Here is a 23,161-nt window from a genome sequence, read left to right as displayed (position 1 = left end):
CTGCTTCAACAAAAAGCCCCGCATCTGCGGGGCTTTTTGGTTTTAGGCGGCGCTCTTGGCCTTGATCTTCTTCAGTTCTTCGTCGCGCAGTTCGCGGCGCAGGATCTTGCCGACGTTGGTGGTCGGCAGCGCATCGCGGAACTCTACCGAGCGCGGCACCTTGTAGCCGGTGACGTTGGCGCGCATGTGCTCCATCACCGTTTCCTTGGTCAGCGTGACGCCTGGCTTGGCGACGATGAAGATCTTGATCGCTTCGCCCGACTTCTCGTCCGGAATGCCGATGGCCGCGCACTGCAACACGCCCGGCAGGGTCGCCAGCACGTCTTCCAGCTCGTTCGGATACACGTTGAAACCGGAGACCAAGATCATGTCCTTCTTGCGATCAACAATGCGCATGTAGCCGTCCGGCTGGATCACCGCGATGTCGCCGGTTTTCAGCCAGCCTTCGCTGTCGAGCATCTCGTCGGTGGCTTCCTGCCGCTGCCAGTAGCCTTTCATCACTTGCGGCCCCTTGACGCACAGCTCGCCGATTTCGCCCAGCGGCTGCTCGACACCGGCGTCGTCGATGACTTTGCACAGGGTCGACGGCACCGGAATGCCAATGGTGCCGATCTGGATGTTCTGGATCGGGTTGACCGTTGCCACCGGGCTGGTTTCGGTCATGCCGTAGCCTTCGCAGATCGGGCAACCGGTGACCGCCTTCCAGCGCTCGGCGGCGGCCAGTTGCAGGGCCATGCCGCCGGACAGGGTGACTTTCAGTGCCGAGAAATCCAGCTTGCGGAAACCTTCGTTGTTGCACAGGGCCACGAACAGCGTGTTGAGGCCGACGAAACCGCTGAACTTCCACTTCGACAGTTCCTTGACCATCGCCGGCAGGTCGCGCGGGTTGCTGATCAGGATGTTGTGGTTGCCGATCAGCATCATCGCCATGCAATGAAAGGTGAACGCATAAATGTGGTACAGCGGCAGCGGGGTGATCAGGATTTCGCAACCTTCATTGAGGTTGGAGCCCATCAGCGCCTTGCACTGCAGCATGTTGGCGACGAGGTTGCGATGGGTGAGCATCGCGCCCTTGGCCACGCCGGTGGTGCCGCCGGTGTATTGCAGCACGGCGACGTCGCCGCTGTTCGGGTTGGCTTCGGCGACCGGCTGGCCCTGGCCCTTGCTCAGCACGTCGTTGAACTTGACGGCTTTGGGCAAGTGATAGGCCGGAACCATTTTCTTCACGTACTTGATGACGCTGTTGATCAGCAGACGCTTGAGCGGCGGCAGCAGGTCGGCGACTTCGGTGACGATGACATGTTTGACGCCGGTTTTCGGCACCACGGCTTCGGCCAGGTGCGCCATGTTCGCCAGGCACACCAGCGCCTTGGCACCGGAGTCATTGAACTGGTGTTCCATTTCCCGCGCGGTGTACAGCGGGTTGGTATTGACCACGATCAGCCCGGCACGGATGGCACCGAAGACGGCGACCGGGTACTGCAACACGTTGGGCAGTTGCACGGCGATTCGATCACCGGGCTGCAAATCGGTATGCTGTTGCAGATAAGCGGCAAACGCACCGGACAATTCGTACAGTTCACCGTAGGTGATGGTCTTGCCCAGGTTGCTGAACGCCGGTTTGTCGGCGAAGCGTTGGCAGGATTGCTTCAACACTGCCTGAATATTCGGGTACTCGTCTGGATTGATGTCGGCAGCAATTCCAGCGGGGTACTTATCCTTCCAAAAGTCTTCGATCATGGAAGCCCACTCCTCAGCAACGCGAATTCAGCACCGCATTTGATGCGATTATTATTGGTGTTTGTTTATTGGTGAGTCTGGCTTTTTACAAGGCCGAGAAGTCACAAAGCGCGCCGAGAGTAGCAGCTTTGCCAAGGGTCGACTAGAGCCAAAAGCGGCCCCCACAGTCATTTTCATGACTCAAGAACTACTGGCAGTCATTTTAGAGCAAAAATCCTATAACACCCTGAAAGTCCCGGTTTTCGGGGTCTTGAAACAAAAAATCGCGAGCAGGCTCGCTCCCACAGGATCATCGATAACCCTGTGGGAGCGAGCTTGTTCCGGGCGGCGATCCGACGATTGCGCGAAGCGCAGTTCTTTTAGGCGATATCGCGTAACTCTCTGCGCAGGATTTTCCCGACAGGCGTCATCGGCAACGACTCACGCAGCACGATGTGTTTCGGCACCTTGTACGCCGTGAAATTCTCTTTGCAGTAAGCCTTCAGCTCTTCCAGGCTGACCCCGGTTTCCCGCGCCACCACAAACAGCTTCACCGCTTCCCCGGAACGCTCGTCCGGCACACCGATCACCGCACAGTTGGCGACTTTCGGATGGGCCATCACCACGTCTTCGATTTCGTTCGGGTACACGTTGAAACCGGAGACGATGATCATGTCTTTCTTGCGGTCGACGATGCGCACAAAACCGTCCGGGTCGATCACCGCAATGTCGCCGGACTTGAACCAGCCCTCGGCATCCAGCACCTCGGCGGTGGCCTCGGGTTTCTGCCAGTAGCCCTTCATGATCTGCGGGCCCTTGATGCACAGTTCGCCGCGCTCGCCCAAAGGTTGTTCGACACCGTCGTCATTGATGACTTTCAATCGGGTGCCCGGCACCGGCAGGCCGACCGTACCGATCCGCGACAGCTCGCCGTACGGGTTGGTGCAGGCCACCGGCGAGGTTTCGGTCAGGCCGTAGCCTTCGGTGATGCGGCAACCGGTGAGTTGCTCCCAGCGCTCGGCAGTGGCCTTGACCAGCGCGGTGCCGCCGGAGTTGGTGAGTTTGAGCGTGGAGAAATCCAGGGTCTTGAAGTCCGGATGATCCATCAGCGCGACGAACAGGGTGTTGAGCCCCAGCAGTGCCGAGAATTTCCAGTTCTTCAGCTCCTTGATGAAGCCACCGATGTCCCGCGGATTGGTAATCAGCACGTTGTGATTGCCGGACACCATCATGCACATGCAATTCGCGGTGAAGGCATAGATGTGGTACAGCGGCAGCGGCGCGATCATCACTTCCTGACCTTCGCGCAACAACGGCTGACCGTCGCTGCCGAACTGGCCGAGACAGGCGCGCACCTGTTGCATGTTGGCCACCAGATTGCCGTGGGTGAGCATCGCCCCCTTGGCCAGGCCGGTGGTGCCACCGGTGTATTGCAGCACGGCGATGTCGTCCAGGCCGACCTTCAGCGGCTTGATGCCCAGGCCCCGGCCCATGCGCAGCGCGCTCTTGAAGGAAATCGCCTGGGGCAGCGAATACGCCGGGACCATTTTCTTCACTTTGCTGACCACGGTGTTGACCAGCCAGCCCTTGGCGGTGGGCATCAGGTCGCCCATCTTCGCTTCGATCAGATACTGGATGTCAGTGTCCGGCAGCACTTCCTGGACTTTCTGGCCGAACATGTTCAGATACACCAGCGCCCGTGCACCGGAGTCCTTGAACTGGTGGCGCATCTCCCGCGCGGTGTACAGCGGGTTGGTGTTGACCACGATCAGCCCGGCGCGCAAGGCACCGAACACGGCAATCGGATAATGCAGGACGTTGGGCATCTGCACCGCGATGCGATCCCCCGGCGCCAGATCAGTGTGGGCTTGCAGGTAACCGGCGAACGCGGCGCTCTGGCGCTCGAGTTCGGCGTAGGTCAGGGTCACGCCCATGTTGCTGAACGCCGGGCGATCAGCGAATTTCTTGCAGGAACGCTCGAACACCTCGATCACCGACTTGAATTCACCCACGTCGATGTCCAGGGGTACGCCCGCCGGGCGTTTGTCATTCCAGAAATCAGGTTGCATTGTTCTTGTCCTCTTTACCTGAGCCGATCCGGGGCCGCTTCGCTGTCATTTTTCTCTTGTCCTTGAAAAAGCCGAAAGCAAAAAGCGGGGCTTCACGGACACTAGCAGCTATGGTCATTCAGGCAAATATGGGCAGCGTCCTCATTGATCGTGTGAATCTTCCTGCCGTGGCGTGAGCTGATCGGACGCGCTATACAATGCAATCTCTGCAATTCCCTGCAACAAAAGCATGCCGCAAAAGGAATCGCCATGATCCACGACACTTTCTGGCTGGACGCGAGTGACCGCAGCCGCCTCTTCGTCAACCAGTGGCTGCCGAACGCGCCGCTGAAGGCGGTGATTCTGCTGGCCCACGGCATGGCCGAGCACAGCGGCCGGTACGCGCGACTGGCCGAATCGTTCTGCGCCGAAGGCTACGGTGTGTATGCGCCCGATCAGCGCGGCCATGGCAAAACTGCCGATCATGGGACGCTCGGGCATTTCGCCGACGACGATGGCTGGTGCAAGGTGGTCGGTGATCTCGCGAGCCTCAACCAGTTCCTCGGCCAGCGTCATCCGGGCGTGCCGATCGTGCTGCTCGGGCACAGCATGGGCAGCTACATCGCGCAGGCTTATTTACTGCATCACAGCGCCAGCCTGCACGGCGCGATTCTCAGCGGCTCGAATTTCCAGCCGGTGGCGCTGTACCGCGCGGCCCGGCAGATCGCCCGGTTCGAAAAACTGCGCCAGGGCGCCAAGGGACGCAGTGCGCTGATCGAATGGCTGTCGTTCGGCTCGTTCAACAATAAATTCAAACCGGCACGCACCGCGTTTGACTGGCTGAGTCGCGATCCGGCCGAAGTCGACAAGTACGCCTCCGATCCGCTGTGCGGCTTTCGCTGCACCAACCAGCTATGGATCGACCTGCTCGGCGGGTTGCAGCAAATCAGCAAAGCGTCCAATCTCGCCCAGATCGACCCGGGCTTGCCGCTGCTGGTGATTGGCGGCGAATGTGATCCGGTGAGTGAAGGCAAGCGTCTGACTGATCTGGCCAATGCCTTGCGCTCGGCCGGCAGCCAGAACCTGCAACTGAAGATCTACCCGCAGGCCCGGCACGAATTGTTCAATGAGACCAACCGCGACGAAGTGACCGCCGATGTGCTGGCCTGGATCGACCAGGCGCTGAGCCATCCCCGTCCGCACCGCAGCGAATAATTTTTTGTGGATTCATTTAATCCGTCACAGGAATCAAGACCGATGACCCAGGTTACCAACATCCCTTACGAAGCCCTCGAAGTCGGCCAGACCGCCAGCTACAGCAAGACCGTCGAAGAGCGCGACATTCAGCTGTTCGCCGCGATGTCCGGCGATCACAACCCGGTGCACCTGGACGCCGAGTTCGCCGCCGCCAGCATGTTCAAGGAACGCATTGCCCACGGCATGTTCAGCGGCGCGCTGATCAGTGCGGCCGTAGCTTGCGAGCTGCCTGGGCCGGGCACCATTTATATCGGTCAGCAGATGAGCTTCCAGAAGCCGGTGAAGATCGGCGACACCCTGACCGTGCGCCTGGAAATCCTCGAGAAACTGCCGAAATTCCGCGTACGTATCGCCACTCGTGTATTCAACCAGCGCGATGAATTGGTGGTGGATGGCGAGGCCGAGATCCTGGCGCCACGCAAGCAACAGACCGTTACCCTGCCGACCTTGCCGGCCATCAGCATCGGCTGATTGTCCTCGACATAAAAAACGCCAGACTAGCTGGCGTTTTTTTGTGGGCGTTGATCGCTTACGAGCGGGCACGCGCCTGATTGCGCAGCGCTTTCACCTGATCATGATTGCGTTGCACGCCGTGGTACTGGCGCTCAACCAGATCACGAATGCCGACCAGGTTGTGCTTGTTGATCTTCTCGATCGCTTCACGATAAGCCTTCAGGGCGTGGTCTTCACCGCGCTCGGCTTCGTTGAGCACTGCCTCTTCGTCCTTGCCGGTGAACATGGCTTTGACGTCGACCCAGCGACGATGCAGGTCACCGCTGACGCTGGTGGAGGTTTCCGGATCGCCGCCCATCGAGCGCACGGTCGCCTGCAACTCGGCTGCAGCCGTAGCGCAGTCGGCGGAGCGTTTCACGAACAGGGTTTTCAGTTCCGGGTGCTTGATGTCTTCAGCGCAGGTCTTGAACCCTTCCTGACCGTCCTTGCTGGTTTCGATCAGGTCGTTGAGGACGGAGATGGCTTCTTTATTCATGTCAGTCATTTTTCAATTCCTTGCGTGGGTGAAAGATGCAAGGAGTGTTGCAGTGCTCGTGCCAGCTTTCGCGAAAGAATTTAATTGTTATTTTTCAATAAGTTATAAATAAAACAGAAATCTGTATGCCTGTTATTTGCATGATCTGTCATTTGGCCTGCATGCAGAATGCCTGTATTTTCCAAAGTGTTTTCAAAGCCAGACGATTTCAACAATGAACCCCGAAAAACTCGAACTGCTGATCACCCGCGAAATGCCCTTCGGCAAGTACAAGGGACGGATCATTGCCGACCTTCCCGGCCCGTACTTGAACTGGTTCGCCCGGGAAGGTTTCCCCCACGGCGAACTCGGCGGCCTGCTGGCGCTGATGCAGGAAATCGATCACAACGGCCTGTCGGAGCTGCTGGAACCGCTGCGCGCCAAACATGGCAAACCCGCCCCGCGCCACTGAGGCGCATCCTGATCCGAGTCGACCATGCCCGATAACACCCGCCGCGCCCGAGACGAAGCCTTCTGGCAAACCTTCGCCGACCGTTACGACCGCCATCCCGGCCCCGTGAACCTGGAAAACGGCTACTTCGGACGCATGTCGCGCACCGTGGTCGAGGACTACCAGCGCCATATCGAACAGATCAACAACAGCAACTCGATCTATGTGCGCCAACGCTTCGAACAGCACGACAGCCTCGACATCCGCGCGCAACTGGCCGAGCTGATCGGCGTGCGCGCGCAAAGCATCGCTTTCACCCAGAACGCTACCGCCGGCCTGCAGTCGCTGATCCGCAACTACAACCGTCTCGAGCCTGGCGATCAGGTGCTGATCTGCGATCTGGAATACGACACGGTCAAGGGCGCGATGCGCTGGCTGGCCCGCCATCGCGGGGTCGAGGTGATCGAGATCGAACACACGCACCCGGCCAGCTTCGACAGCCTGCTGGCGACTTACCGCGAAGCCTTCATTCGCTATCCAAAGCTCAAGCTGATGGCGCTGACCCACGTTACCCACCGCACCGGACTGGTGATGCCCGTGCAGGCGATCGCTGCGCTGGCCAGGGAGCATGGCGTCGATATCATCCTCGACGGCGCCCACGCCCTCGGCCAGATGGAGTTCGATCTGGAAGCACTGGGCATCGCCTTCGCCGGGTACAACCTGCACAAATGGATCGGCTCGCCGCTGACCCTGGGCTTTCTGTATATCGCTCCGCAGCGTCTGGCCGACATCGATCCGGACATGGGCGAGATGCATTTCCCGCTCAACGACATTCGCTCGCGCACGCCCTACAGCACGCCGAACATTCCGGCGCTGATGACCCTGCCACTGGTGTTCGAAGAGCACCGTGCGCTCGGTGGCGCAGCGGCCAAGGGTGCACGGGTGAACTACCTGCGCAACCTGTGGGTCAGCGCCGTGCGCAACCTGCCGGGCATCGAGGTCACCACCCCGGACGATCCGCGTCTGTATTGCGGCATCACCTCGATGCGCTTTACCCGGCATGCCGACCAGCAGGCGATGGTCGAACGCCTGCTCAACGACTACAACCTGTTCACCGTGGTGCGCAACGGCGCGGCCTGCGGGCCGTGCATCCGCATCACGCCGTCGTTGACCACGACGGCGGCGGAGATTCAGTCGCTGGTTCTGGCGCTGAATGAACTGCGTTAAACCGTGTACTTGTCGAAATCCTCGGGCTTGATCTGCGACGACACCGCAAAGGTGTCGATGCCGATCGTGAGGTGGCCGAAGTAACCGTCCTCGTAGGAGTCACGGCCAATCGGCCACACGGTCAGGGTCGAAGCCTCCCCGCCCATGCTGGCGTAATAGACATCGTTGGCATTGCATACCGGCTGCGAGCCGCGCCCGCGATACGCCTTGGCGTTGAGCACACTGCGGGAAACCACCTCCGGAAAATACAGTTGCCCGACCCAGGCCACATTGCGCTCATCGAGGTACTCGTTGCCGGCGACGATGCGCACCGCCACGTGAATGTGCAGGGCACGCCCGGCATAAAACCCCGGATAGATCGTGGTGAAACGCACCCTGCCTTTGTGATCGCTGAACTGACCACCGCGCAGGTAGGTGTCGTCATCGGTTCGCGGGATCGAGCCGATGTCTTCAACGTCGACTTCCAGATCCGGGTTTACCCGACTCCAGCCGGAGTAGGCGCCACGTGCGTTGCAGTGCCAGATATCCACCAGCGCACCGCTGACCGGCTCGGCGGTCATGGCATCGACGATGGTCAGGCGCAACAGCAAAGGCAGGCCCTCGGCGCCTTCGCTGATGTTGCGCCGCAGCAGTTTGGGATTGCGAAAATAGGGCCCGGCGACTTGCTCGGGGGCCAGTTGATAAACCGGTGGCGCTGAAGGCTGGTTATCCATGACGCGTTCTCTCTTCCATAAGATGAACGCAGGTTAACGCCACACGCCAAGCCGGGTGCGGTAACTATGTATCTCGAGATAACGAAGGTTTTTGCAGGCAAAAAAAAACGGTGCACCGACCAAGCGCACCGTTAAAGCCGTAGAACACACAACGAAGTGTCGGGTGAAGCGATCAGTCCAGCAGCGCCAAAGCCTCGGCAGTGCATTCCTGAATGCGGGCCCAGTCGCCGTTCTTGATCCACTCTGGATCAAGCATCCAGCTACCGCCCACGCACATGACGTTTTTCAGCGCCATGTAGCTCTTGATGTTGGCAGGGCCCACGCCGCCGGTCGGGCAGAATTTCACTTCGCCGAACGGGCCGCCGAGGGCCTTGATCGCCGCCACGCCACCGCTGACTTCAGCCGGGAACAGCTTGAAGCGACGATAACCCAGGCCATAGCCTTCCATGATGCCGGAGGCGTTGCTGATGCCCGGCAGCAGCGGGATCGGGCTTTCGACGCTGGCTTCCAGCAGGTCACGGGTGATGCCCGGGGTGACAATGAATTGCGAACCGGCCGCTTCGGCCGCAGCCAGCATGTTGCGGTCGAGTACGGTGCCGGCACCGGTCACCAGCTCCGGACGCTGTTCGCGCAGGATCTGGATCGCCTTGAGGCCGAACTGTGAACGCAGGGTCACTTCCAGCGCGGTCAGACCACCGGCGGCCAGGGCGTCGGCCAGCGGCAGCACGTCCTGTTCACGGGCGATGGTGATCACCGGCAGGATCCGCGCCTTGGCGCAGAGGCTGTCGATCAGGGCAACTTTGTCCGCCATGGAAACGGTCGGGGATGGGGTTGTCATAGCGGCTGTTCCTTGGCTCATGGGCACCAGTAAATCTCTAACGTAGGTTGCAGAAACGCGCGAACCGGCATGGCGGCGACGTCGTTGGATGCCAGTGCGGCATTCAGGGTGGTCAGTTTCGACTGACCGGAAATCGACAGAATCTTGTGCTTCGCCGAAGCCAGCAGCGCCCGGCTCATGGTCAGGCGTTGACGCGGCACGCTCGGCGCCAGCATCGGCCAGCAACGACGGGTGCCATCGGCTTGCAGGGCTTCAGCCAGGTTCGGGCTGTCCGGGAACAGCGACGCGGTGTGACCGTCATCACCCATGCCCAGCACCAGCACATCGATGGCCGGCAATTCAGCAAGCAAGCGGTCAGCGTTTTCAGCAGCCTGCTCGACGTTGGCCGCCGCGCTGTAAAGGCTGAGGAACTGCGCCTTGGCCGCCGGGCCCTTGAGCAGATACTGCTTGAGCAAACCAGCGTTGCTGTCGGCGTGTTCGACCGGCACCCAGCGCTCGTCGGCCAGGGTCACGACGACCTTCGACCAGTCCAGCTCCTGCTTGGCCAGGTGCTGGAAAAACGCCACCGGGCTGCGACCACCGGACACCACCAGCACCGCGTTGCCGCGCGCCGCCAGTGCGTCACTCAACTGCTTGGCGACATTCAGCGCCAGGCCTTCGGCAAGCAGCACCGGGCTCTTGTATTCATGGGCATTCACGCCCGCCGGCAGTTTCACATCAGATATCGCCATACCACGACCTCCCGTCCCGCGTGATCAATGCAATGGAACTCATCGGCCCCCACGACCCGGCCGCATACGGCTTGGGCGCGTCACCGGATTTTTTCCACCCGGCGATCAACTGGTCACACCATTTCCACGCGGCTTCGATTTCATCTTTACGGACAAACAGGTTCTGATTGCCGTTCATCACTTCCAGCAACAACCGCTCGTAGGCGTCGGGGATCCGCGCGCTGCGCCAGGTGTCGGAGAAATTCAGTTGCAACGGGCCGCTGCGCAACTGCATGCCCTTGTCCAGGCCTTGATCCTTGGTCATCACCCGCAGGGAAATGCCTTCGTCCGGTTGCAGGCGGATGATCAGTTTGTTGCTGATCTGCAGGCGCTGCTCCGGGGCGAAGATGTAGTGCGACGGTTCCTTGAAGTGGATGACGATCTGCGACAGCTTCTGCGGCATGCGCTTGCCGGTACGCAGGTAGAACGGCACGCCGGCCCAGCGCCAGTTGCGGATGTCGGCACGCAGGGCGACGAAGGTTTCGGTGTCGCTCTGGGTGTTGGAATTCGGTTCTTCGAGGTAACCCGGTACGGATTTGCCTTCGCTGTGGCCGGCAATGTACTGACCGCGCACTACCTGAGTGGTCAGGCCTTCCGGGCTGATCGGCGCCAGGGCCTTGAGCACTTTTACTTTTTCGTCGCGGATGCTGTCGGCGGACAGGTCGGCCGGCGGGTCCATGGCGATCAGGCAAAGCAGTTGCAGCAGGTGGTTCTGGATCATGTCGCGCAGCTGGCCGGCCTTGTCGAAATAGCCCCAGCGGCCTTCGATGCCGACCTTCTCGGCCACGGTGATTTCCACGTGGGAGATGTAATGCTGGTTCCACTGGGTTTCGAACAGGCTGTTGGCAAAACGCAGGGCGATCAGGTTCTGAACAGTCTCTTTGCCCAGGTAATGGTCGATGCGGTAGGTGCGGTTCTCCGGGAAGAACTGCGCCACGGCGTCGTTGACCTTGCGCGAGGATTCGAGGTCCGAGCCGATCGGTTTTTCCAGCACCACGCGGGTGTTTTCGGCCAGACCGACTTTCGCCAGGTTCTCGCAGATCGCGCCGTACACCGCCGCCGGGGTGGCGAAGTAGGCAATCATGCGCTGCTGGGTGCCCGCCAGTTCAGCCAGCGCCGCGTAATCTTCAGCCTTGAGGAAGTCGACGTGCAGGTAGGTCAGGCGCGCCAGAAAGCGCTCGGCCACGGCCTCGCCCAGTTCCTTGCCCACATAGCGACGCAGTTCGGCGGCAATGAATGCCATGTGCTGCTGCTCGGTGCCTTCTTCACGGGCCAGCGCGATAATACGCGTGTCCTCGTGCAGCAGGCCGGCGCCATCCAGGTGATAAAGGGCAGGAAACAGCTTGCGCAGGGCCAGATCGCCCAGGGCGCCGAACAAGGCGAAGGTGCACGGTTCAACCGTAATCGAAGGCATGATGTTTGTTCTTTTATCAAGTTAAGCTACAAATACCTTTTTTCAAGGCATCACTCAAGGGAAAATGTAGTAATAACCACAACATTTTCGCAAAATACAGATTCCGAGTGGTGGTCGGTCGGAGCCATCAGTAGGATAGGCCACCGTCACGGGCCACATCAAAGGCCCAATTTGCATAGCCGCGCGCTTATCGGCGCCGGTGAATCTAGGAAATCCATATGGACCGCGTGCGAAATTTACTGGAACAGATCCAGAGTCGCCTTGAAGAGCTGAACAAGGCCGAACGCAAAGTCGCCGAAGTGATCCTGCTCAACCCGCAGCAGGCTACCCGCTTCAGCATCGCCGCCCTCGCCCAGGCCGCTTCGGTCAGTGAACCGACGGTCAACCGTTTCTGCCGTTCGTTCGGCGTCAGCGGCTATCCCGAACTCAAGCTGCAACTGGCCCAGAGCCTGGCCAGCGGCGCGGCTTACGTCAGCCGCGCAGTAGAGGCCGACGACAATCCCGAGGCCTACACCCAGAAGATTTTCGGCAGCGCCATCGCCTCGCTGGACAGCGCTTGCCAGGCGCTGGACCCGAACCTGATCAGCCGCGCCGTCGACCTGTTGATCCAGGCCCGGCAGATCCACTTCTTCGGCCTCGGCGCCTCGGCTCCGGTGGCACTGGACGCGCAGCACAAGTTCTTCCGCTTCAACCTGGCCGTCACAGCCCACGCCGATGTGCTGATGCAACGAATGATTGCTTCGGTGGCGCACACCGGCGAATTGTTCGTGATCATTTCCTACACCGGTCGCACCCGCGAGCTGGTGGAAGTGGCGCGCATCGCCCGGGAGAACGGCGCTTCGGTACTGGGCCTGACCGCCGAGAACTCGCCACTGGCCAAGGCCAGTACCCTGAGCCTGAACATTCCGCTGCCGGAAGACACCGACATCTATATGCCGATGACCTCGCGGATCATTCAGTTGACGGTGCTGGATGTGCTGGCGACGGGGATGACTTTGCGTCGCGGGGTGGATTTCCAGCCGCATCTGCGCAAGATCAAAGAGAGCTTGAATGCGAGCCGGTATCCGGTGGGTGACGAGTTCAACTAGTTCGCGCTGATTGCTCCCACGCTAGCGCGTGGGAGCAATGACTAAGCAGCAGCCCAAGCCTGCAAACTCAAATGCGCCTTCTCCCCCGGCGCCAGATGCAGGCTGTCCGTCCCGCCCGCCGCCGCTTCAACACAGACAAATTCCGAGATCTCATCCCATGTCACGCCCAGCAACGGCCGCGCGCCCGGGTGCCAGACCACTGTGTCCGCGCTGTCACCGGTATCTATGCACAACTCGCGCTGCCAGGCGTGATCCTTGAGCTGCAATTCGCCGTCGTGCTGGAACACGCGCTGACAGCCGCCATCAACCCGCAGCTCACCTTCCTGCTGACAGACTTCACGGTTCAACTGGTCGTAACCCTGCGCCCCTTCGAGCCCAGACAGCGCTATCTCACTCACATCGCCAATACGCCAGTAAGCGTGCAAAGCCTGGCTCAGCTGGCATGGCATGTCGTCCTGATGCTCGGTGCTCAGGCGTAATTCCATGCGTTCGCCCAAGTGCGCGTGCAGGTCCACCTGCCAGTCGCACAGCTGTAATTGCCAATGCAGGCGTACGCCGTCATCGGCGGTGCTGCTGTCGAGCAGTTTCCAGTCCAGCAGTCGCGCCCAGCCGTGGGACGGCCACGCGTTTTCGCTCGGATGGCGGCCATACCACGGCCAGCAAACCGGCACGCCGCCTCGGATTGCGCCGACGTGCGGCCACTTCGCCGCGCACCACAACCACGGCTTTTGTCCGCGCGGCTGAAAGTGCAGCAACTGCGCACCCTGACGACTGAACACCGCCTGACACAGCGGATGGTCGATCACCAGCACATCGCGCATCTGATAGCGCTCCCAGGCGAACACCGGTCGTTCACGCAAGGATTTGAAGAAGCGTTGCAGCGGATGCTCATGCATGGGCCACGGTTCCAGATTCAACTTTCATGGGCTGCGACACCCCTTTCCAAAAAAAAGCGGACAGCCTGGGCCGTCCGCAAATATGCGCACATAGAGAGGAGCTTATCGCAGACGCGTTAGAACGTAGACTGAATTTTCAGGCCAGCGACCAAAGCGTTGTCCACTTGATCCACACCACCCGGGTGAGTGATGTATTGCAGGTTCGGACGCACAGTCAGCCAGTTGGTGACGTGGAAGCCGTAGTTGATCTCGTAGTTGTATTCGGTCTCGCGAATCGGCGAGAACACCGGATTGTCGTAGTCCGAAACGCCGTTGGAGGCGTTCAGCAGCTCGGCGTTTTTCTTCACGTCGTCGTTGACGTGGATACGCGCCGCACCGATGCCGACGTCATCCTTCGGACGGGCGTCGAACGGGCCTTTGTAGACAAACATCACCGACTGGTAGTTGTCGATGAAGTTGGTGTCCTTGTCGTGGAACGTGGCGTTGGCCGCGATGTTCAGACCACGGGAAGCGTCGCCGTTGTGGCTGGTGAGTTGCTGTTGCGCAACGAACCAGTAGCCGTGCTTGCTGCTGTGGGTGCGGTAGGCGTTGCCGGTGGTTGCAGCGTCGTTGCCGTTGATGTCTTCGCGGACATCTGCGGCATCAGCCGTGCTCTTGTAGTAACCGACGCGGTATTCGCCCGGCAGGCTGTTGACCTTCGGCGACCAGACCAGCTCGACCGGCAGCACGGTACCGGCGGTGCCGCTGCCGCTGAGCTTGAAGCCGTTGCCGTGTTCCAGCTGCGACGGGTTCTGGTTGTACGCGCCGATCTGCGCGTAGAGCTCGTCGTTGATGTTGTACTTCACGCGGATCGCGGCCTGGCTGACGGGCCAGTTGTACCAGATGTTGGTCGCCCAGTTACCGACTTGCGAGCCGCAGAACGCCAGGTTCTGGAATTCGCACGGGAAGGTGTTGAAGTCTTCGCCTTCACCGAAATAACCGGCCTTGACGTCGAGTTTGTTGTCGAAGAACTGGTGCTGAATCCACAGTTGGGTCAGACGCACCATGTGGCCACGACCGTAGACTTCCTGCGAGGAAGACAGGGTGCCGGCACGCGGGTCGCCAACGCGGTCGTTGGAAATGTTCTGACCGTTACGGTTGGTCAGCTGGATCTTGGCCTGAGTGTTGTCCCAGCCCCAGAGTTTTTGCAGGTCCAGCGCCACGCCCAGACCGAACTGGTCGCTGTAGCGGCCGGTCTTGTCGTCGTTGTAGCCGCCATGCAGGTTGGCGCCCATTTCCCCGACGTAGTCAGCCTTGATGTCGATGCCTTGCTCGATCAGCTTGGTCCGCTCACCACCCCAGTCGCCCGTCATCCACTTGGAATCGGAGCTGAATGCATCGGCGGCCATGGCATTGCCGGCCATGACCAATGCGGCCGCGGCTGACACTTGGCAGATCAACCGGGCATTGACGTGTTTCTTTTTCATCCCTACATCCTCGTCTTTATTGTTATTAACTGTTTTTTTCCAACGCGGTTTACATCCCCTGCAGAAATGAGCCTGTTGCAGGCTCATCCCCACATTGATTTCTTACCGACCCTTGAACTGAGCGACATTGGCGCTGTGCGCTTCGGTCTTCGGCAGACCCGCCACACCCAGGCGCTCGCCGCTCTTGGCGTCGAACAACAGCACTTTCGACGGATCGAATTGCAGGGTCAGGGTTTCGCCCACCTGCGGCGCCACGTCCGGCGCCAGTCGGCAGCAGACCTTGGTGTCGTTGAGGTTGACGAACACCAGGGTGTCCGGACCGGTCGGTTCGGTGACCTGCACTTCAGCCTTGATGCTCGGCAGGCCGTTGCCCTCGCCGTTGGCCAGCGCGATCTGCTCCGGACGCAGGCCGAGGATCACTTCGCGGTCTTCGAGACCGGCGTCCTGCATCGCCATCGGCAGCTCGCAACGGGCCTGGCCACTGTCGAGCAGCGCCACCAGACGGCCGTCCTTGCGTTGCAGGCGCAGCGGGATGAAGTTCATCGGCGGCGAACCGATGAAGCTCGCCACGAACAGGTTGGCCGGGTCGTTGTAGATCTCTTTCGGCGTACCGAACTGCTGGATGATGCCGTCCTTCATCACCGCCACCTTGTCGCCCAGGGTCATCGCTTCGATCTGGTCGTGGGTCACGTAGACCGTGGTGGTTTTCAGGCGCTGGTGCATCAGTTTCATTTCGGTGCGCATCTCGACGCGCAGCTTGGCGTCGAGGTTGGACAGCGGTTCGTCGAACAGATAAATCTTCGGCCGACGCGCCAGTGCACGACCCATGGCGACACGCTGTTGCTGACCACCGGAGAGCTGGCCCGGCTTGCGATTGAGCAGGTGCTCGATCTGCAGCAGCTTGGCGACGCGGGCGACTTCTTCGTCGATGGCCGACTGGCTCATCTTTCGGATCTTCAGACCGAACTCGATGTTCTCGCGCACGCTCATGGTCGGGTACAGCGCGTAGGACTGGAACACCATGGCGATGTCGCGATCTTTCGGGCTCATGCCGCTGACGTCCTGGTCACCGATCATGATCGCGCCGCCGGTGATGGTTTCCAGGCCGGCGATGCAGTTCATCAGGGTCGACTTGCCGCAGCCCGACGGCCCGACAAGGATCAGGAACTCACCGTCCTTGATCGACAGTTCGATGTTCTTCAGGGTGTCCGGCAGGCCGGCACCGTAAGTCTTGTTTACATTGCGAAGTTCGAGCGTAGCCATGATTACCCCTTGACTGCGCCGGCCGTCAGCCCGCGCACGAAATACTTGCCTGCGACCACATAGACCAGCAGGGTCGGCAGCCCGGCGATCATCGCCGCCGCCATGTCCACGTTGTATTCCTTGGCCCCGGTGCTGGTGTTGACCAGGTTGTTCAGCGCCACCGTGATCGGTTGCGAATCACCGCTGGAGAACACCACGCCGAACAGGAAGTCGTTCCAGATCTGGGTGAACTGCCAGATCAGGCAGACCATGATGATCGGGGTGGACATCGGCAGGATGATCCGGCGGAAGATCGTGAAGAACCCGGCACCGTCCAGGCGTGCGGCCTTGATCAGCGCATCCGGAATGCTCACGTAGTAGTTACGGAAAAACAGCGTGGTGAACGCCAGGCCGTAGACCACGTGCACGAACACCAGGCCGGTGGTGGTGCTCGCCAGGCCCATCTTGCCGAGGGTGAACGACGCCGGCAGCAGCACGGTCTGGAACGGCAGGAAGCAGCCGAACAGCAACAGGCCGAAGAACAGCTGCGAGCCCTTGAAGCGCCAGAACGACAGCACATAACCGTTCAACGCACCGATGGCGGTGGAGATGATCACGGCCGGAACGGTGATCTTGATCGAGTTCCAGAAGTAGCCGTCAACGGTGGCCCAGGCTTTCACCCAGCCGATGCCGCTGACCACGGTCGGCCAGCTCAGCAGGTTGCCGGTGGAGATGTCTTCCGGGGTCTTGAAGCTGGTCAGCAGCATGACCACCAGCGGCACCAGATACAGCAGGACCGCGAGGATCAGCACCGCGTAGATCGCGATGCGGCTCAGGCTGATGGCCGGTTTGGAGGCGAGACTAGTCATGACGCTTGGTCCTCAGCTCGGAGTACAGGTAAGGCACGATGATCGCGAGGATCGCACCGAGCATAAGAATCGCACTGGCCGACCCCATGCCCATCTGCCCACGGCTGAACGTGAACGAGTACATGAACATCGCCGGCAGGTCGGAGGAATAACCCGGGCCGCCGGCCGTCATGGCCGCTACCAGGTCGAAGCTCTTGATCGCGATGTGCGCCAGGATCATCACCGCACTGAAGAACACCGGACGCAGGCTTGGCAGCACCACTTTCCAGTAGATGCGCGGCATGCTCGCGCCGTCGATCTGGGCGGCACGGATGATCGATTGATCAACGCCACGCAGACCGGCGAGAAACATCGCCATGATGAAGCCCGAAGCTTGCCAGACCGCCGCGATCACCAGGCAATACACCACGCGATCCGGGTCGATCAGCCAGTCGAGACGGAAGCCTTCCCAGCCCCAGTCCCGCAGCAATTTGTCCAGGCCCATGCCCGGGTTGAGCAGCCATTTCCACGCAGTACCGGTAACGATCATCGAGAGCGCCATCGGATAGAGGTAAATGGTGCGGATGAAGCCTTCGCGACGGATTTTCTGGTCGAGGAAAATCGCCAGCGTCACGCCGATCACCAGAGTGATCGCGATGAACATGCCGCCGAACACGGCCAGGTTCTTGCTCGCCACCCACCAGCGGTCGTTGTCGAACAGCCGCGCGTATTGCGCCAGGCCTGCCCACTTGTAGTTCGGCAGGAAGGTCGACGTGGTGAACGACAGGACAAACGTCCAGAAGATATAGCCATAGAAGCCCACCAGAACGATGAACATGCTCGGCGCCAGCACCAGTTTCGGTAGCCAGCGCTGCAATGCGTCGAACGGCGAGGCCTTGCTGAACACAGCAACAGAACTCATGGGAAGATCCAGTAAAAAAGATGAAGGACCGCTGCAAGCTCCCAGCCTCAAGCCGATGCGCGACTTGAAGCTGGCAGCTGCTCTACGCCGGTGTTACTTGGCAGCCTTGACGGCGGTGCCGAGCTTCTTCGCAGCGTCGGCCGGGTCGGCTTTCGGGTCGTTGATGAAGTTGGTCACGACATCGAAGAACGCACCCTGTACGGCCAGCGTGGTCGCCATGTTGTGCGCCATGCTCGGCTGCAGGCCGCCGGTCTTGGCGTCTGCCAGGAAGTCCTTGGCAGCGGTCTGGGCGCACGAGTCGAAACCGTACTTGCCCATGTCGGCGAGCATGTCGTTACGCACCGGGATCGAGCCCTTGTTGATGCTGAAGACTTTCTGGAAGTTTTCACCCAGCACGACTTTGGCGATGTCCTGCTGACCGGCCGCAGTGCCCGCGTCCTTCTGCTTGAACACGGCCAGCGAGTCGATGTTGTAGGTGAACGCCTTGTCGGTGCCCGGGAAGGCTACGCACTCGTAATCCTTGCCGGCGACTTTCTTGGCGGCGGTCCATTCGGACTTGGCCCAGTCACCCATGATCTGCATGCCGGCCTTGCCGTTGATGACCTTGGCCGCTTCCAGGTTCCAGTCCTGGCCTTTGCCGTCGACGTCCATGTAGGTCGCGACTTTCTTCAGCTCGGTCAGGGCCTTGACCATTTCCGGGCCGGTCAGGGCAGCGTTGTCCAGGTCGACCAGGGCTTTCTTGTAGCCATCAACGCCCATCACCGACAGCACCACCGCTTCGAACACGGTGCTGTCCTGCCAAGGCTGACCGCCGTGGGCCAGCGGGATGAAGCCCGCAGCCTTCAGCTTGTCGCCGGCGGCGTAGAATTCTTCGAGGGTGGTCGGGGCTTTGGCGATACCGGCTTTCTTGAAGACTTCCGGGTTGATCCACAGCCAGTTCACCCGGTGAATGTTCACCGGCACGGCCACGTAATCACCGTCGTACTTCACGGTATCGGAGACTTTCTTGTCGAGCAGGCTGTCCCACTTCTCGGACTTGGAAACGTCCTTCAGCACGTCGGTGTCGAGCAGACCGGTGGACGCCCATTCCTGGATGTCCGGGCCTTTGATCTGGGCAACGCCCGGCGGGTTGCCGGCGACGGCACGGCTTTTCAGCACGGTCATGGCAGTCGCACCGCCACCACCGGCGACAGCGCCGTCTTTCCAGGTGAAACCGTCTTTTTCCACTTGTGCCTTGAGCACATCGACGGCGGCTTTTTCGCCACCGGACGTCCACCAATGCACGACTTCCACCGAACCTTTGGATTCGGCAGCGGAAACACTCAGGGGCAGCACAGCGAGCGGGAACAGGGAGGCGACAGAAATGACAGTAGCGAGGCGAGAAATCGCATTCATCTGAGATGTACCTTTCTTGTTGTTATGCATGCAAGTCTGGTGCTTGCGCTGCACACGAGTTTAAACAGGACGTTTCCCCTCGCAGGTAACGAAGGGACGCGCAAATGTCACCGCATGGTTACACAGGAACGGGCCGGGACAACTGTGCCAGCGCAGTCGCCATGCTCGGCGCCAGCGGCAGACGCGGGATCAGCACCGCCTGCCAGGCGTGATACAGATCCGGTTTGCCCGCCCAGATATCGGCACTTGGACGGTTCTGCGGATCGAGTTCGTGATGCCAACTGCCGTCGCAGCGGTCGATGAAATTCGCTTCGCAGAATTCCCAGAATAGCCGGTACCAGGATTCGTACTGCGCGTCGCCGGTGCGTTTGAGCAACGCACTGGCGGCGGCGCTGGCCTCGGCATGCGTCCAGTGCAGGCGATGGCGCACCACGGCCTTGTTGTCCCAGTCGAGGGTGTAGACGATGCCCGGGGCGCCATCGACGTCCCAGCCATGCCGGCAGTTGTTCTCGAACAGCTTTTGCGCATCGGTGGCCAGCCAGCCCGGCGTGAGCATGCCGGCCTGGACCCGCGCCGCTTCGAGGTGCAGGAGCAGGCGCGCCCACTCGAAACCGTGGCCCGGTGTGGTGCCGTAGGGACGGAAGCCGTCGGCGGGATTGTCTTGGTTGTATTCGCGCAGCGGTTGCCAGTCGCGATCGAAATGCTCGATTACCAGATAATCGTTGGCAGCGGCGTGACCGTGAATCACCCGCTCGACGATGCGTTGTGCACGCACCAGCCAGCGCGGGTCTTCGGTGACATCGGCCAGCGCGAGGAACGCTTCAGTGGCGTGCATGTTGCTGTTGGCGCCGCGATAGGCTTCCTCTTCGCGCCAGTCGCGGTGGAAGAATTCGCGCAGGGCGCCCTCTTCTTCGCTCCAGAAATAGGTGTCGATGATGTCGATGGCGTCATCCAGCAACGCCTGCGCGCCGGGGCGCTGGGCGACCACAGCGGAACTGGCCGCGAGGGCCACAAAAGCATGCAGATAAGCGTTCTTGCCGGTGTTGCCGTCGCGGTGTTCGGCGACGGCAAACCAGCCACCGTGCAGCGCATCACGCAACGGACCACGCAGGGCCGCAATGCCGTGATCGACCAGTTCGGCAAACCCCGGCAGGCCCTGGATGTGGGCCATGGCGAAGCTGTGGGTCATGCGCGCGGTGTTCATGGTTTCGGCTTGCGCACCGGCCTGGAGTTGGCCGCGCTCATCGAGATTGCCAAAGCCTTCGGGCAATCGTGAAGCCTTGGCAAATTCCAGTAGGCGCAGGCCTTCGTCGGCGAGCCATTGCTGGTGGGCAGGGGCGTTCAGCCAACTGCTGAAGCCCGGATTGAAGTGATCCATGGGTGGCCTTTTTTGTTGTTATGACTGCGGGCAGTCTAAACAACGGGCCGGGGTTGGCTTGTAACGAAGGGGGCAGGTTTTGTCACAGCCCCGTGACAAAAAGCGAGCCCTCATCGGAACGCCGCCCGCCCAGCCCTCTCCCGGTGGGAGAGGGAGCCGAATGGGGAATATTGAAGAATTTCACCGACCTGAACGATTTGCTTTGAATCCATAATCGACTCGGATTTTCAGGTCGATGCATAACGCCGGACACCTCGGTCGGTCCCCTCTCCCTCCGGGAGAGGGTTAGGGTGAGGGCAAGCTTTTGACTCAATCCGCCGAACGCGGCAATTGCAGGGTCACGCGCAACCCGCCTTCACGCAGATTCTGCAACGTCACTTCACCGCCATGACTATGGGCAATGTTGCGCGCGATCCCCAACCCGAGTCCATACCCCTGCTGCTGCCCCGCCAAGCGGAAGTGCGGCTCGAACACCTGCTCCAGCCGCTGCTCCGGCACGCCCGGCCCTTCGTCGTCGACATGCAGCACGAACGCACTCTCGTCGTCATCGATATGCAGATGGGCGTTCTGCCCATACTTCAGCGCATTGTCGATCAGGTTGCCGATGCAGCGCTTGAGCGCCAGCGGCTTGCCCGGATACGCCGCCAGCGCTCGTCCTTGCTGGGTCACGCGGCCATTGCCGTTGGGCGCCAGATACGGTTCCACCAGACAGTCGAGCACATGGTTCAGATCCACCGGCTCGATGTTTTCGTGGATGTCTGTGTCTTTCACGCATTGCAGCGCACCTTTGACCAGCAGTTCCAGCTCATCCAGATCACGGCCGAACTTGGTTTGCAGCTGTTCGTCTTCCAGCAGTTCGACCCGCAGACGCAGACGGGTGATCGGCGTGCGCAGATCATGGGAAATCGCGCTGAACAACTGGCTGCGCTCGGTCAGGTAACGGCTGATGCGCTCGCGCATGGTGTTGAAGGCGCGGCCCACTTCCACCACTTCGCTGCCGCCGCCCTCGGCCACCGGCTCGACGTCGGCGCCCAGCGACAAGTCCCGCGCCGCCCGCGCCAGACGCTTGAGCGGCCGGCTCTGCCAGTGCACCAGCAGCCCGATGAACAGCAACAGAAATCCGCTGGTGAACACGATGAACCACACCTGCTGGGTCGGCAGGCCCTGCTCTTCAAGACTGGTGTAGGGCTCGGGCAACAGCGAGGCGATGTACAGCCATTCACCGGGCGCCAACTGGATCTGGGTCACCAGCACCGGCGGATTCACCGGCTCAAGGGTCAGCGCGTAATGCGCCCAGGAGCGTGGCAACTCGTCGAGTTTCAACCCGGCGTTGAAGATACGCAGGTCATCGGGGCTGACGAAGGTCACCAGAATATCGGTGTCCTGGCCCAACGACTGGCGCAGCACTTCGTCCACCGCCTGAAGCACCGCCGCTTTGCGCGGGGTGACCGGCAACACTTCCATGCCCAGCGGTTTGTCATTCAGCGTCACCACAAATCGGGTGCCGCCCATGCTGCGCAACTGATCGAGTACCAACGGCCGATAAGCCACCGGCAGCGAGCGGAAATAGCTGACGCTGGCGGTCATCGAATGGGCGAGGCTGCGGGCGCTGGTGACCAGGCCTTCGAGCTGGGTCGCGCGCAATTGGGAAACCCAGATCACGCTGGACAGCGTCTGGGCGAACAACACCGCGAGCAACGTCAGCAGCAACATCCGCCCGAGCAGCGAACGGGGCATCGGCACTTTGCGCGCGGTGTTGCGCAGGAACTCAGTGACCATTGCCGGCAACCACATTGGCTGCCAGTTGGTAGCCGCTACCACGCACGGTGCGGATCAGCCGTGGCGGTTTTTCGGTGTCGCGCAGACGCTGGCGCAAGCGGCTGACAGCCATGTCGACGATACGATCGAGGGGCATCAGATCGCGGCCACGGGTGGCATTGCCGATGGTGTCGCGGTCGAGGATTTCCTGGGGGTGATCGAGGAACAATTTCAGCAAAGCGAAGTCGGCGCCGGACAGAATCACTTCCTCGCCGTCGGTGTGAAACAGCCGATGGCTGACCATGTCCAGCCGCCATTCGTCGAAGGCCAGCACTTCGCTGCCGCTACGCTCCTGACCGAACTGGGCACGGCGCAGCAGGGCCTTGATTCGCGCTTGCAATTCGCGGGGGCTGAAAGGTTTGCCGAGGTAGTCGTCGGCGCCCAGTTCCAGACCGATCACCCGATCGGCCTCGTCGGAACTGGCGGTGAGCATGATGATCGGCACCTGGGCCTGACGCGGATGCTGGCGCACCCAGCGGCACAGGCTGAAGCCGTCTTCATCGGGCAGCATCACATCAAGGATCACCAGATCGCTCGGCGCCTCGTTCAGCGCCTGGCGGAAACTGGCGCCGTCGGCCGTGGCCCGTACCTGAAAACCCGCACGGGTCAGGTAGGTTTCCAGCAACTCGCGTATCTCCTGGTCGTCATCGACCAACAAAATCGACTTGTTGACTGAACTCACTTCGAAGGCATCCTTATTGTTG

General features: G+C 60.8%; 21 protein-coding genes. 5 read left to right on the top strand and 16 right to left on the bottom strand.

Translation table 11 applies throughout. The features are described from left to right. Positions 1 to 42: 42 nt before the first annotated feature. Both fadD1 and fadD2 read right to left on the bottom strand, forming a co-directional pair. The gene (fadD1, locus tag ACKLNA_RS12945) at positions 43 to 1,740 is read right to left on the bottom strand and encodes a long-chain-fatty-acid--CoA ligase FadD1 (RefSeq protein ID WP_114885024.1); all 1,698 of its coding nucleotides are present in this window, start codon (positions 1,738 to 1,740) and stop codon (positions 43 to 45) included. Positions 1,741 to 2,099: 359 nt separating this feature from the next. After that, a complete protein-coding gene (fadD2, locus tag ACKLNA_RS12940; RefSeq protein ID WP_085709664.1) occupies positions 2,100 to 3,788 on the bottom strand; it encodes a long-chain-fatty-acid--CoA ligase FadD2 in 1,689 nt (562 codons plus the stop codon). Positions 3,789 to 4,037: 249 nt separating this feature from the next. Here fadD2 and ACKLNA_RS12935 point away from each other — a divergent pair, with 249 nt between their 5' ends. Both ACKLNA_RS12935 and ACKLNA_RS12930 read left to right on the top strand, forming a co-directional pair. Beyond that, entirely contained in the window at positions 4,038 to 4,982 is a 945-nt protein-coding gene (locus ACKLNA_RS12935) for a lysophospholipase (RefSeq protein ID WP_408986068.1), read from the top strand. 42 nt (positions 4,983 to 5,024) lie between these two features. Beyond that, on the top strand, positions 5,025 to 5,495 hold the full coding sequence (locus ACKLNA_RS12930) for a MaoC family dehydratase (protein WP_003227420.1): 471 nt from the start codon (positions 5,025 to 5,027) through the stop codon (positions 5,493 to 5,495). 58 nt (positions 5,496 to 5,553) lie between these two features. Here the strand turns inward: ACKLNA_RS12930 and ACKLNA_RS12925 are convergent, their stop codons facing one another. Then, the gene (locus ACKLNA_RS12925) at positions 5,554 to 6,021 is read right to left on the bottom strand and encodes a PA2169 family four-helix-bundle protein (protein ID WP_085709662.1); all 468 of its coding nucleotides are present in this window, start codon (positions 6,019 to 6,021) and stop codon (positions 5,554 to 5,556) included. A 205-nt stretch (positions 6,022 to 6,226) separates the two neighbouring features. Between ACKLNA_RS12925 and ACKLNA_RS12920 the strand changes: the two genes are divergently transcribed. Further along, on the top strand, positions 6,227 to 6,463 hold the full coding sequence (locus ACKLNA_RS12920) for a DUF3820 family protein (RefSeq protein WP_003213031.1): 237 nt from the start codon (positions 6,227 to 6,229) through the stop codon (positions 6,461 to 6,463). 24 nt (positions 6,464 to 6,487) lie between these two features. Further along, positions 6,488 to 7,669: an aminotransferase class V-fold PLP-dependent enzyme gene (locus ACKLNA_RS12915; RefSeq protein WP_408986067.1), complete on the top strand. Its 1,182-nt coding sequence runs from the start codon at positions 6,488 to 6,490 to the stop codon at positions 7,667 to 7,669. Here ACKLNA_RS12915 and ACKLNA_RS12910 read toward each other — a convergent pair. From ACKLNA_RS12910 to zwf, 4 genes are all read right to left on the bottom strand, one after another. Then, positions 7,666 to 8,382: an intradiol ring-cleavage dioxygenase gene (locus ACKLNA_RS12910; protein WP_408986066.1), complete on the bottom strand. Its 717-nt coding sequence runs from the start codon at positions 8,380 to 8,382 to the stop codon at positions 7,666 to 7,668. The genes ACKLNA_RS12915 and ACKLNA_RS12910 overlap by 4 nt on opposite strands. 172 nt (positions 8,383 to 8,554) lie before the next feature. Continuing rightward, positions 8,555 to 9,220 carry a bifunctional 4-hydroxy-2-oxoglutarate aldolase/2-dehydro-3-deoxy-phosphogluconate aldolase gene (locus ACKLNA_RS12905; RefSeq protein WP_011335602.1) on the bottom strand — a complete coding sequence of 222 codons (666 nt, stop codon included), beginning with the start codon at positions 9,218 to 9,220 and terminating at the stop codon, positions 8,555 to 8,557. Between the two features lie 17 nt (positions 9,221 to 9,237). Continuing rightward, positions 9,238 to 9,951 carry a 6-phosphogluconolactonase gene (gene pgl / locus ACKLNA_RS12900; RefSeq protein WP_408986065.1) on the bottom strand — a complete coding sequence of 238 codons (714 nt, stop codon included), beginning with the start codon at positions 9,949 to 9,951 and terminating at the stop codon, positions 9,238 to 9,240. Continuing rightward, positions 9,938 to 11,404 (bottom strand): glucose-6-phosphate dehydrogenase, encoded by a 1,467-nt coding sequence (gene zwf / locus ACKLNA_RS12895; RefSeq protein WP_408986064.1) that lies wholly within the window; start codon positions 11,402 to 11,404, stop codon positions 9,938 to 9,940. Before zwf ends, pgl begins: the two co-directional genes overlap by 14 nt. Before the next feature lie 227 nt (positions 11,405 to 11,631). Here zwf and ACKLNA_RS12890 point away from each other — a divergent pair, with 227 nt between their 5' ends. Then, positions 11,632 to 12,492 carry a MurR/RpiR family transcriptional regulator gene (locus ACKLNA_RS12890; protein WP_169842436.1) on the top strand — a complete coding sequence of 287 codons (861 nt, stop codon included), beginning with the start codon at positions 11,632 to 11,634 and terminating at the stop codon, positions 12,490 to 12,492. 41 nt (positions 12,493 to 12,533) lie between these two features. On the opposite strand, the gene ACKLNA_RS12885 is transcribed toward ACKLNA_RS12890, so the two are convergent. From ACKLNA_RS12885 to ACKLNA_RS12845, 9 genes are all read right to left on the bottom strand, one after another. Next, entirely contained in the window at positions 12,534 to 13,388 is an 855-nt protein-coding gene (locus tag ACKLNA_RS12885; protein WP_119427879.1) for a D-hexose-6-phosphate mutarotase, read from the bottom strand. A 116-nt stretch (positions 13,389 to 13,504) separates the two neighbouring features. Continuing rightward, complete coding sequence (locus ACKLNA_RS12880; RefSeq protein ID WP_085709656.1) at positions 13,505 to 14,854, bottom strand: carbohydrate porin; 1,350 nt, start codon at positions 14,852 to 14,854, stop codon at positions 13,505 to 13,507. A gap of 102 nt (positions 14,855 to 14,956) precedes the next feature. Continuing rightward, on the bottom strand, positions 14,957 to 16,117 hold the full coding sequence (locus ACKLNA_RS12875) for an ABC transporter ATP-binding protein (protein WP_085709655.1): 1,161 nt from the start codon (positions 16,115 to 16,117) through the stop codon (positions 14,957 to 14,959). A gap of 2 nt (positions 16,118 to 16,119) precedes the next feature. Then, positions 16,120 to 16,965, bottom strand: a complete 846-nt coding sequence (locus ACKLNA_RS12870) for a carbohydrate ABC transporter permease (protein WP_085709654.1) — start codon at positions 16,963 to 16,965, stop codon at positions 16,120 to 16,122. Beyond that, entirely contained in the window at positions 16,958 to 17,866 is a 909-nt protein-coding gene (locus ACKLNA_RS12865) for a carbohydrate ABC transporter permease (protein ID WP_408986063.1), read from the bottom strand. Before ACKLNA_RS12865 ends, ACKLNA_RS12870 begins: the two co-directional genes overlap by 8 nt. A 93-nt stretch (positions 17,867 to 17,959) precedes the next feature. Further along, positions 17,960 to 19,261, bottom strand: a complete 1,302-nt coding sequence (locus ACKLNA_RS12860; protein WP_085709652.1) for an ABC transporter substrate-binding protein — start codon at positions 19,259 to 19,261, stop codon at positions 17,960 to 17,962. 118 nt (positions 19,262 to 19,379) lie between these two features. Then, positions 19,380 to 20,639, bottom strand: a complete 1,260-nt coding sequence (locus tag ACKLNA_RS12855) for an AGE family epimerase/isomerase (RefSeq protein WP_408986062.1) — start codon at positions 20,637 to 20,639, stop codon at positions 19,380 to 19,382. Between the two features lie 309 nt (positions 20,640 to 20,948). Then, a complete protein-coding gene (locus tag ACKLNA_RS12850; RefSeq protein WP_162803532.1) occupies positions 20,949 to 22,376 on the bottom strand; it encodes an ATP-binding protein in 1,428 nt (475 codons plus the stop codon). A gap of 31 nt (positions 22,377 to 22,407) precedes the next feature. After that, entirely contained in the window at positions 22,408 to 23,139 is a 732-nt protein-coding gene (locus ACKLNA_RS12845) for a response regulator (protein ID WP_025112821.1), read from the bottom strand. Positions 23,140 to 23,161: the final 22 nt, after the last annotated feature.

This window comes from Pseudomonas sp. UV AK001 (assembly GCF_046097675.1).
Lineage (GTDB): Bacteria > Pseudomonadota > Gammaproteobacteria > Pseudomonadales > Pseudomonadaceae > Aquipseudomonas > Aquipseudomonas kribbensis.
Note: the sequence above shows the minus strand (reverse complement) of the source record. Positions and strands in the feature narration are given on the sequence as shown.

Coding starts and splice junctions, on each gene's coding strand:
- fadD1 (WP_114885024.1), bottom strand. CDS start 1,740: ATGATCGAAGACTTTTGGAAGGATAAGTACCCCGCTGGAATTGCTGCC.
- fadD2 (WP_085709664.1), bottom strand. CDS start 3,788: ATGCAACCTGATTTCTGGAATGACAAACGCCCGGCGGGCGTACCCCTG.
- ACKLNA_RS12935 (WP_408986068.1), top strand. CDS start 4,038: ATGATCCACGACACTTTCTGGCTGGACGCGAGTGACCGCAGCCGCCTC.
- ACKLNA_RS12930 (WP_003227420.1), top strand. CDS start 5,025: ATGACCCAGGTTACCAACATCCCTTACGAAGCCCTCGAAGTCGGCCAG.
- ACKLNA_RS12925 (WP_085709662.1), bottom strand. CDS start 6,021: ATGACTGACATGAATAAAGAAGCCATCTCCGTCCTCAACGACCTGATC.
- ACKLNA_RS12920 (WP_003213031.1), top strand. CDS start 6,227: ATGAACCCCGAAAAACTCGAACTGCTGATCACCCGCGAAATGCCCTTC.
- ACKLNA_RS12915 (WP_408986067.1), top strand. CDS start 6,488: ATGCCCGATAACACCCGCCGCGCCCGAGACGAAGCCTTCTGGCAAACC.
- ACKLNA_RS12910 (WP_408986066.1), bottom strand. CDS start 8,382: ATGGATAACCAGCCTTCAGCGCCACCGGTTTATCAACTGGCCCCCGAG.
- ACKLNA_RS12905 (WP_011335602.1), bottom strand. CDS start 9,220: ATGACAACCCCATCCCCGACCGTTTCCATGGCGGACAAAGTTGCCCTG.
- pgl (WP_408986065.1), bottom strand. CDS start 9,951: ATGGCGATATCTGATGTGAAACTGCCGGCGGGCGTGAATGCCCATGAA.
- zwf (WP_408986064.1), bottom strand. CDS start 11,404: ATGCCTTCGATTACGGTTGAACCGTGCACCTTCGCCTTGTTCGGCGCC.
- ACKLNA_RS12885 (WP_119427879.1), bottom strand. CDS start 13,388: ATGCATGAGCATCCGCTGCAACGCTTCTTCAAATCCTTGCGTGAACGA.
- ACKLNA_RS12880 (WP_085709656.1), bottom strand. CDS start 14,854: ATGAAAAAGAAACACGTCAATGCCCGGTTGATCTGCCAAGTGTCAGCC.
- ACKLNA_RS12875 (WP_085709655.1), bottom strand. CDS start 16,117: ATGGCTACGCTCGAACTTCGCAATGTAAACAAGACTTACGGTGCCGGC.
- ACKLNA_RS12870 (WP_085709654.1), bottom strand. CDS start 16,965: ATGACTAGTCTCGCCTCCAAACCGGCCATCAGCCTGAGCCGCATCGCG.
- ACKLNA_RS12865 (WP_408986063.1), bottom strand. CDS start 17,866: ATGAGTTCTGTTGCTGTGTTCAGCAAGGCCTCGCCGTTCGACGCATTG.
- ACKLNA_RS12860 (WP_085709652.1), bottom strand. CDS start 19,261: ATGAATGCGATTTCTCGCCTCGCTACTGTCATTTCTGTCGCCTCCCTG.
- ACKLNA_RS12855 (WP_408986062.1), bottom strand. CDS start 20,639: ATGGATCACTTCAATCCGGGCTTCAGCAGTTGGCTGAACGCCCCTGCC.
- ACKLNA_RS12850 (WP_162803532.1), bottom strand. CDS start 22,376: ATGCCCCGTTCGCTGCTCGGGCGGATGTTGCTGCTGACGTTGCTCGCG.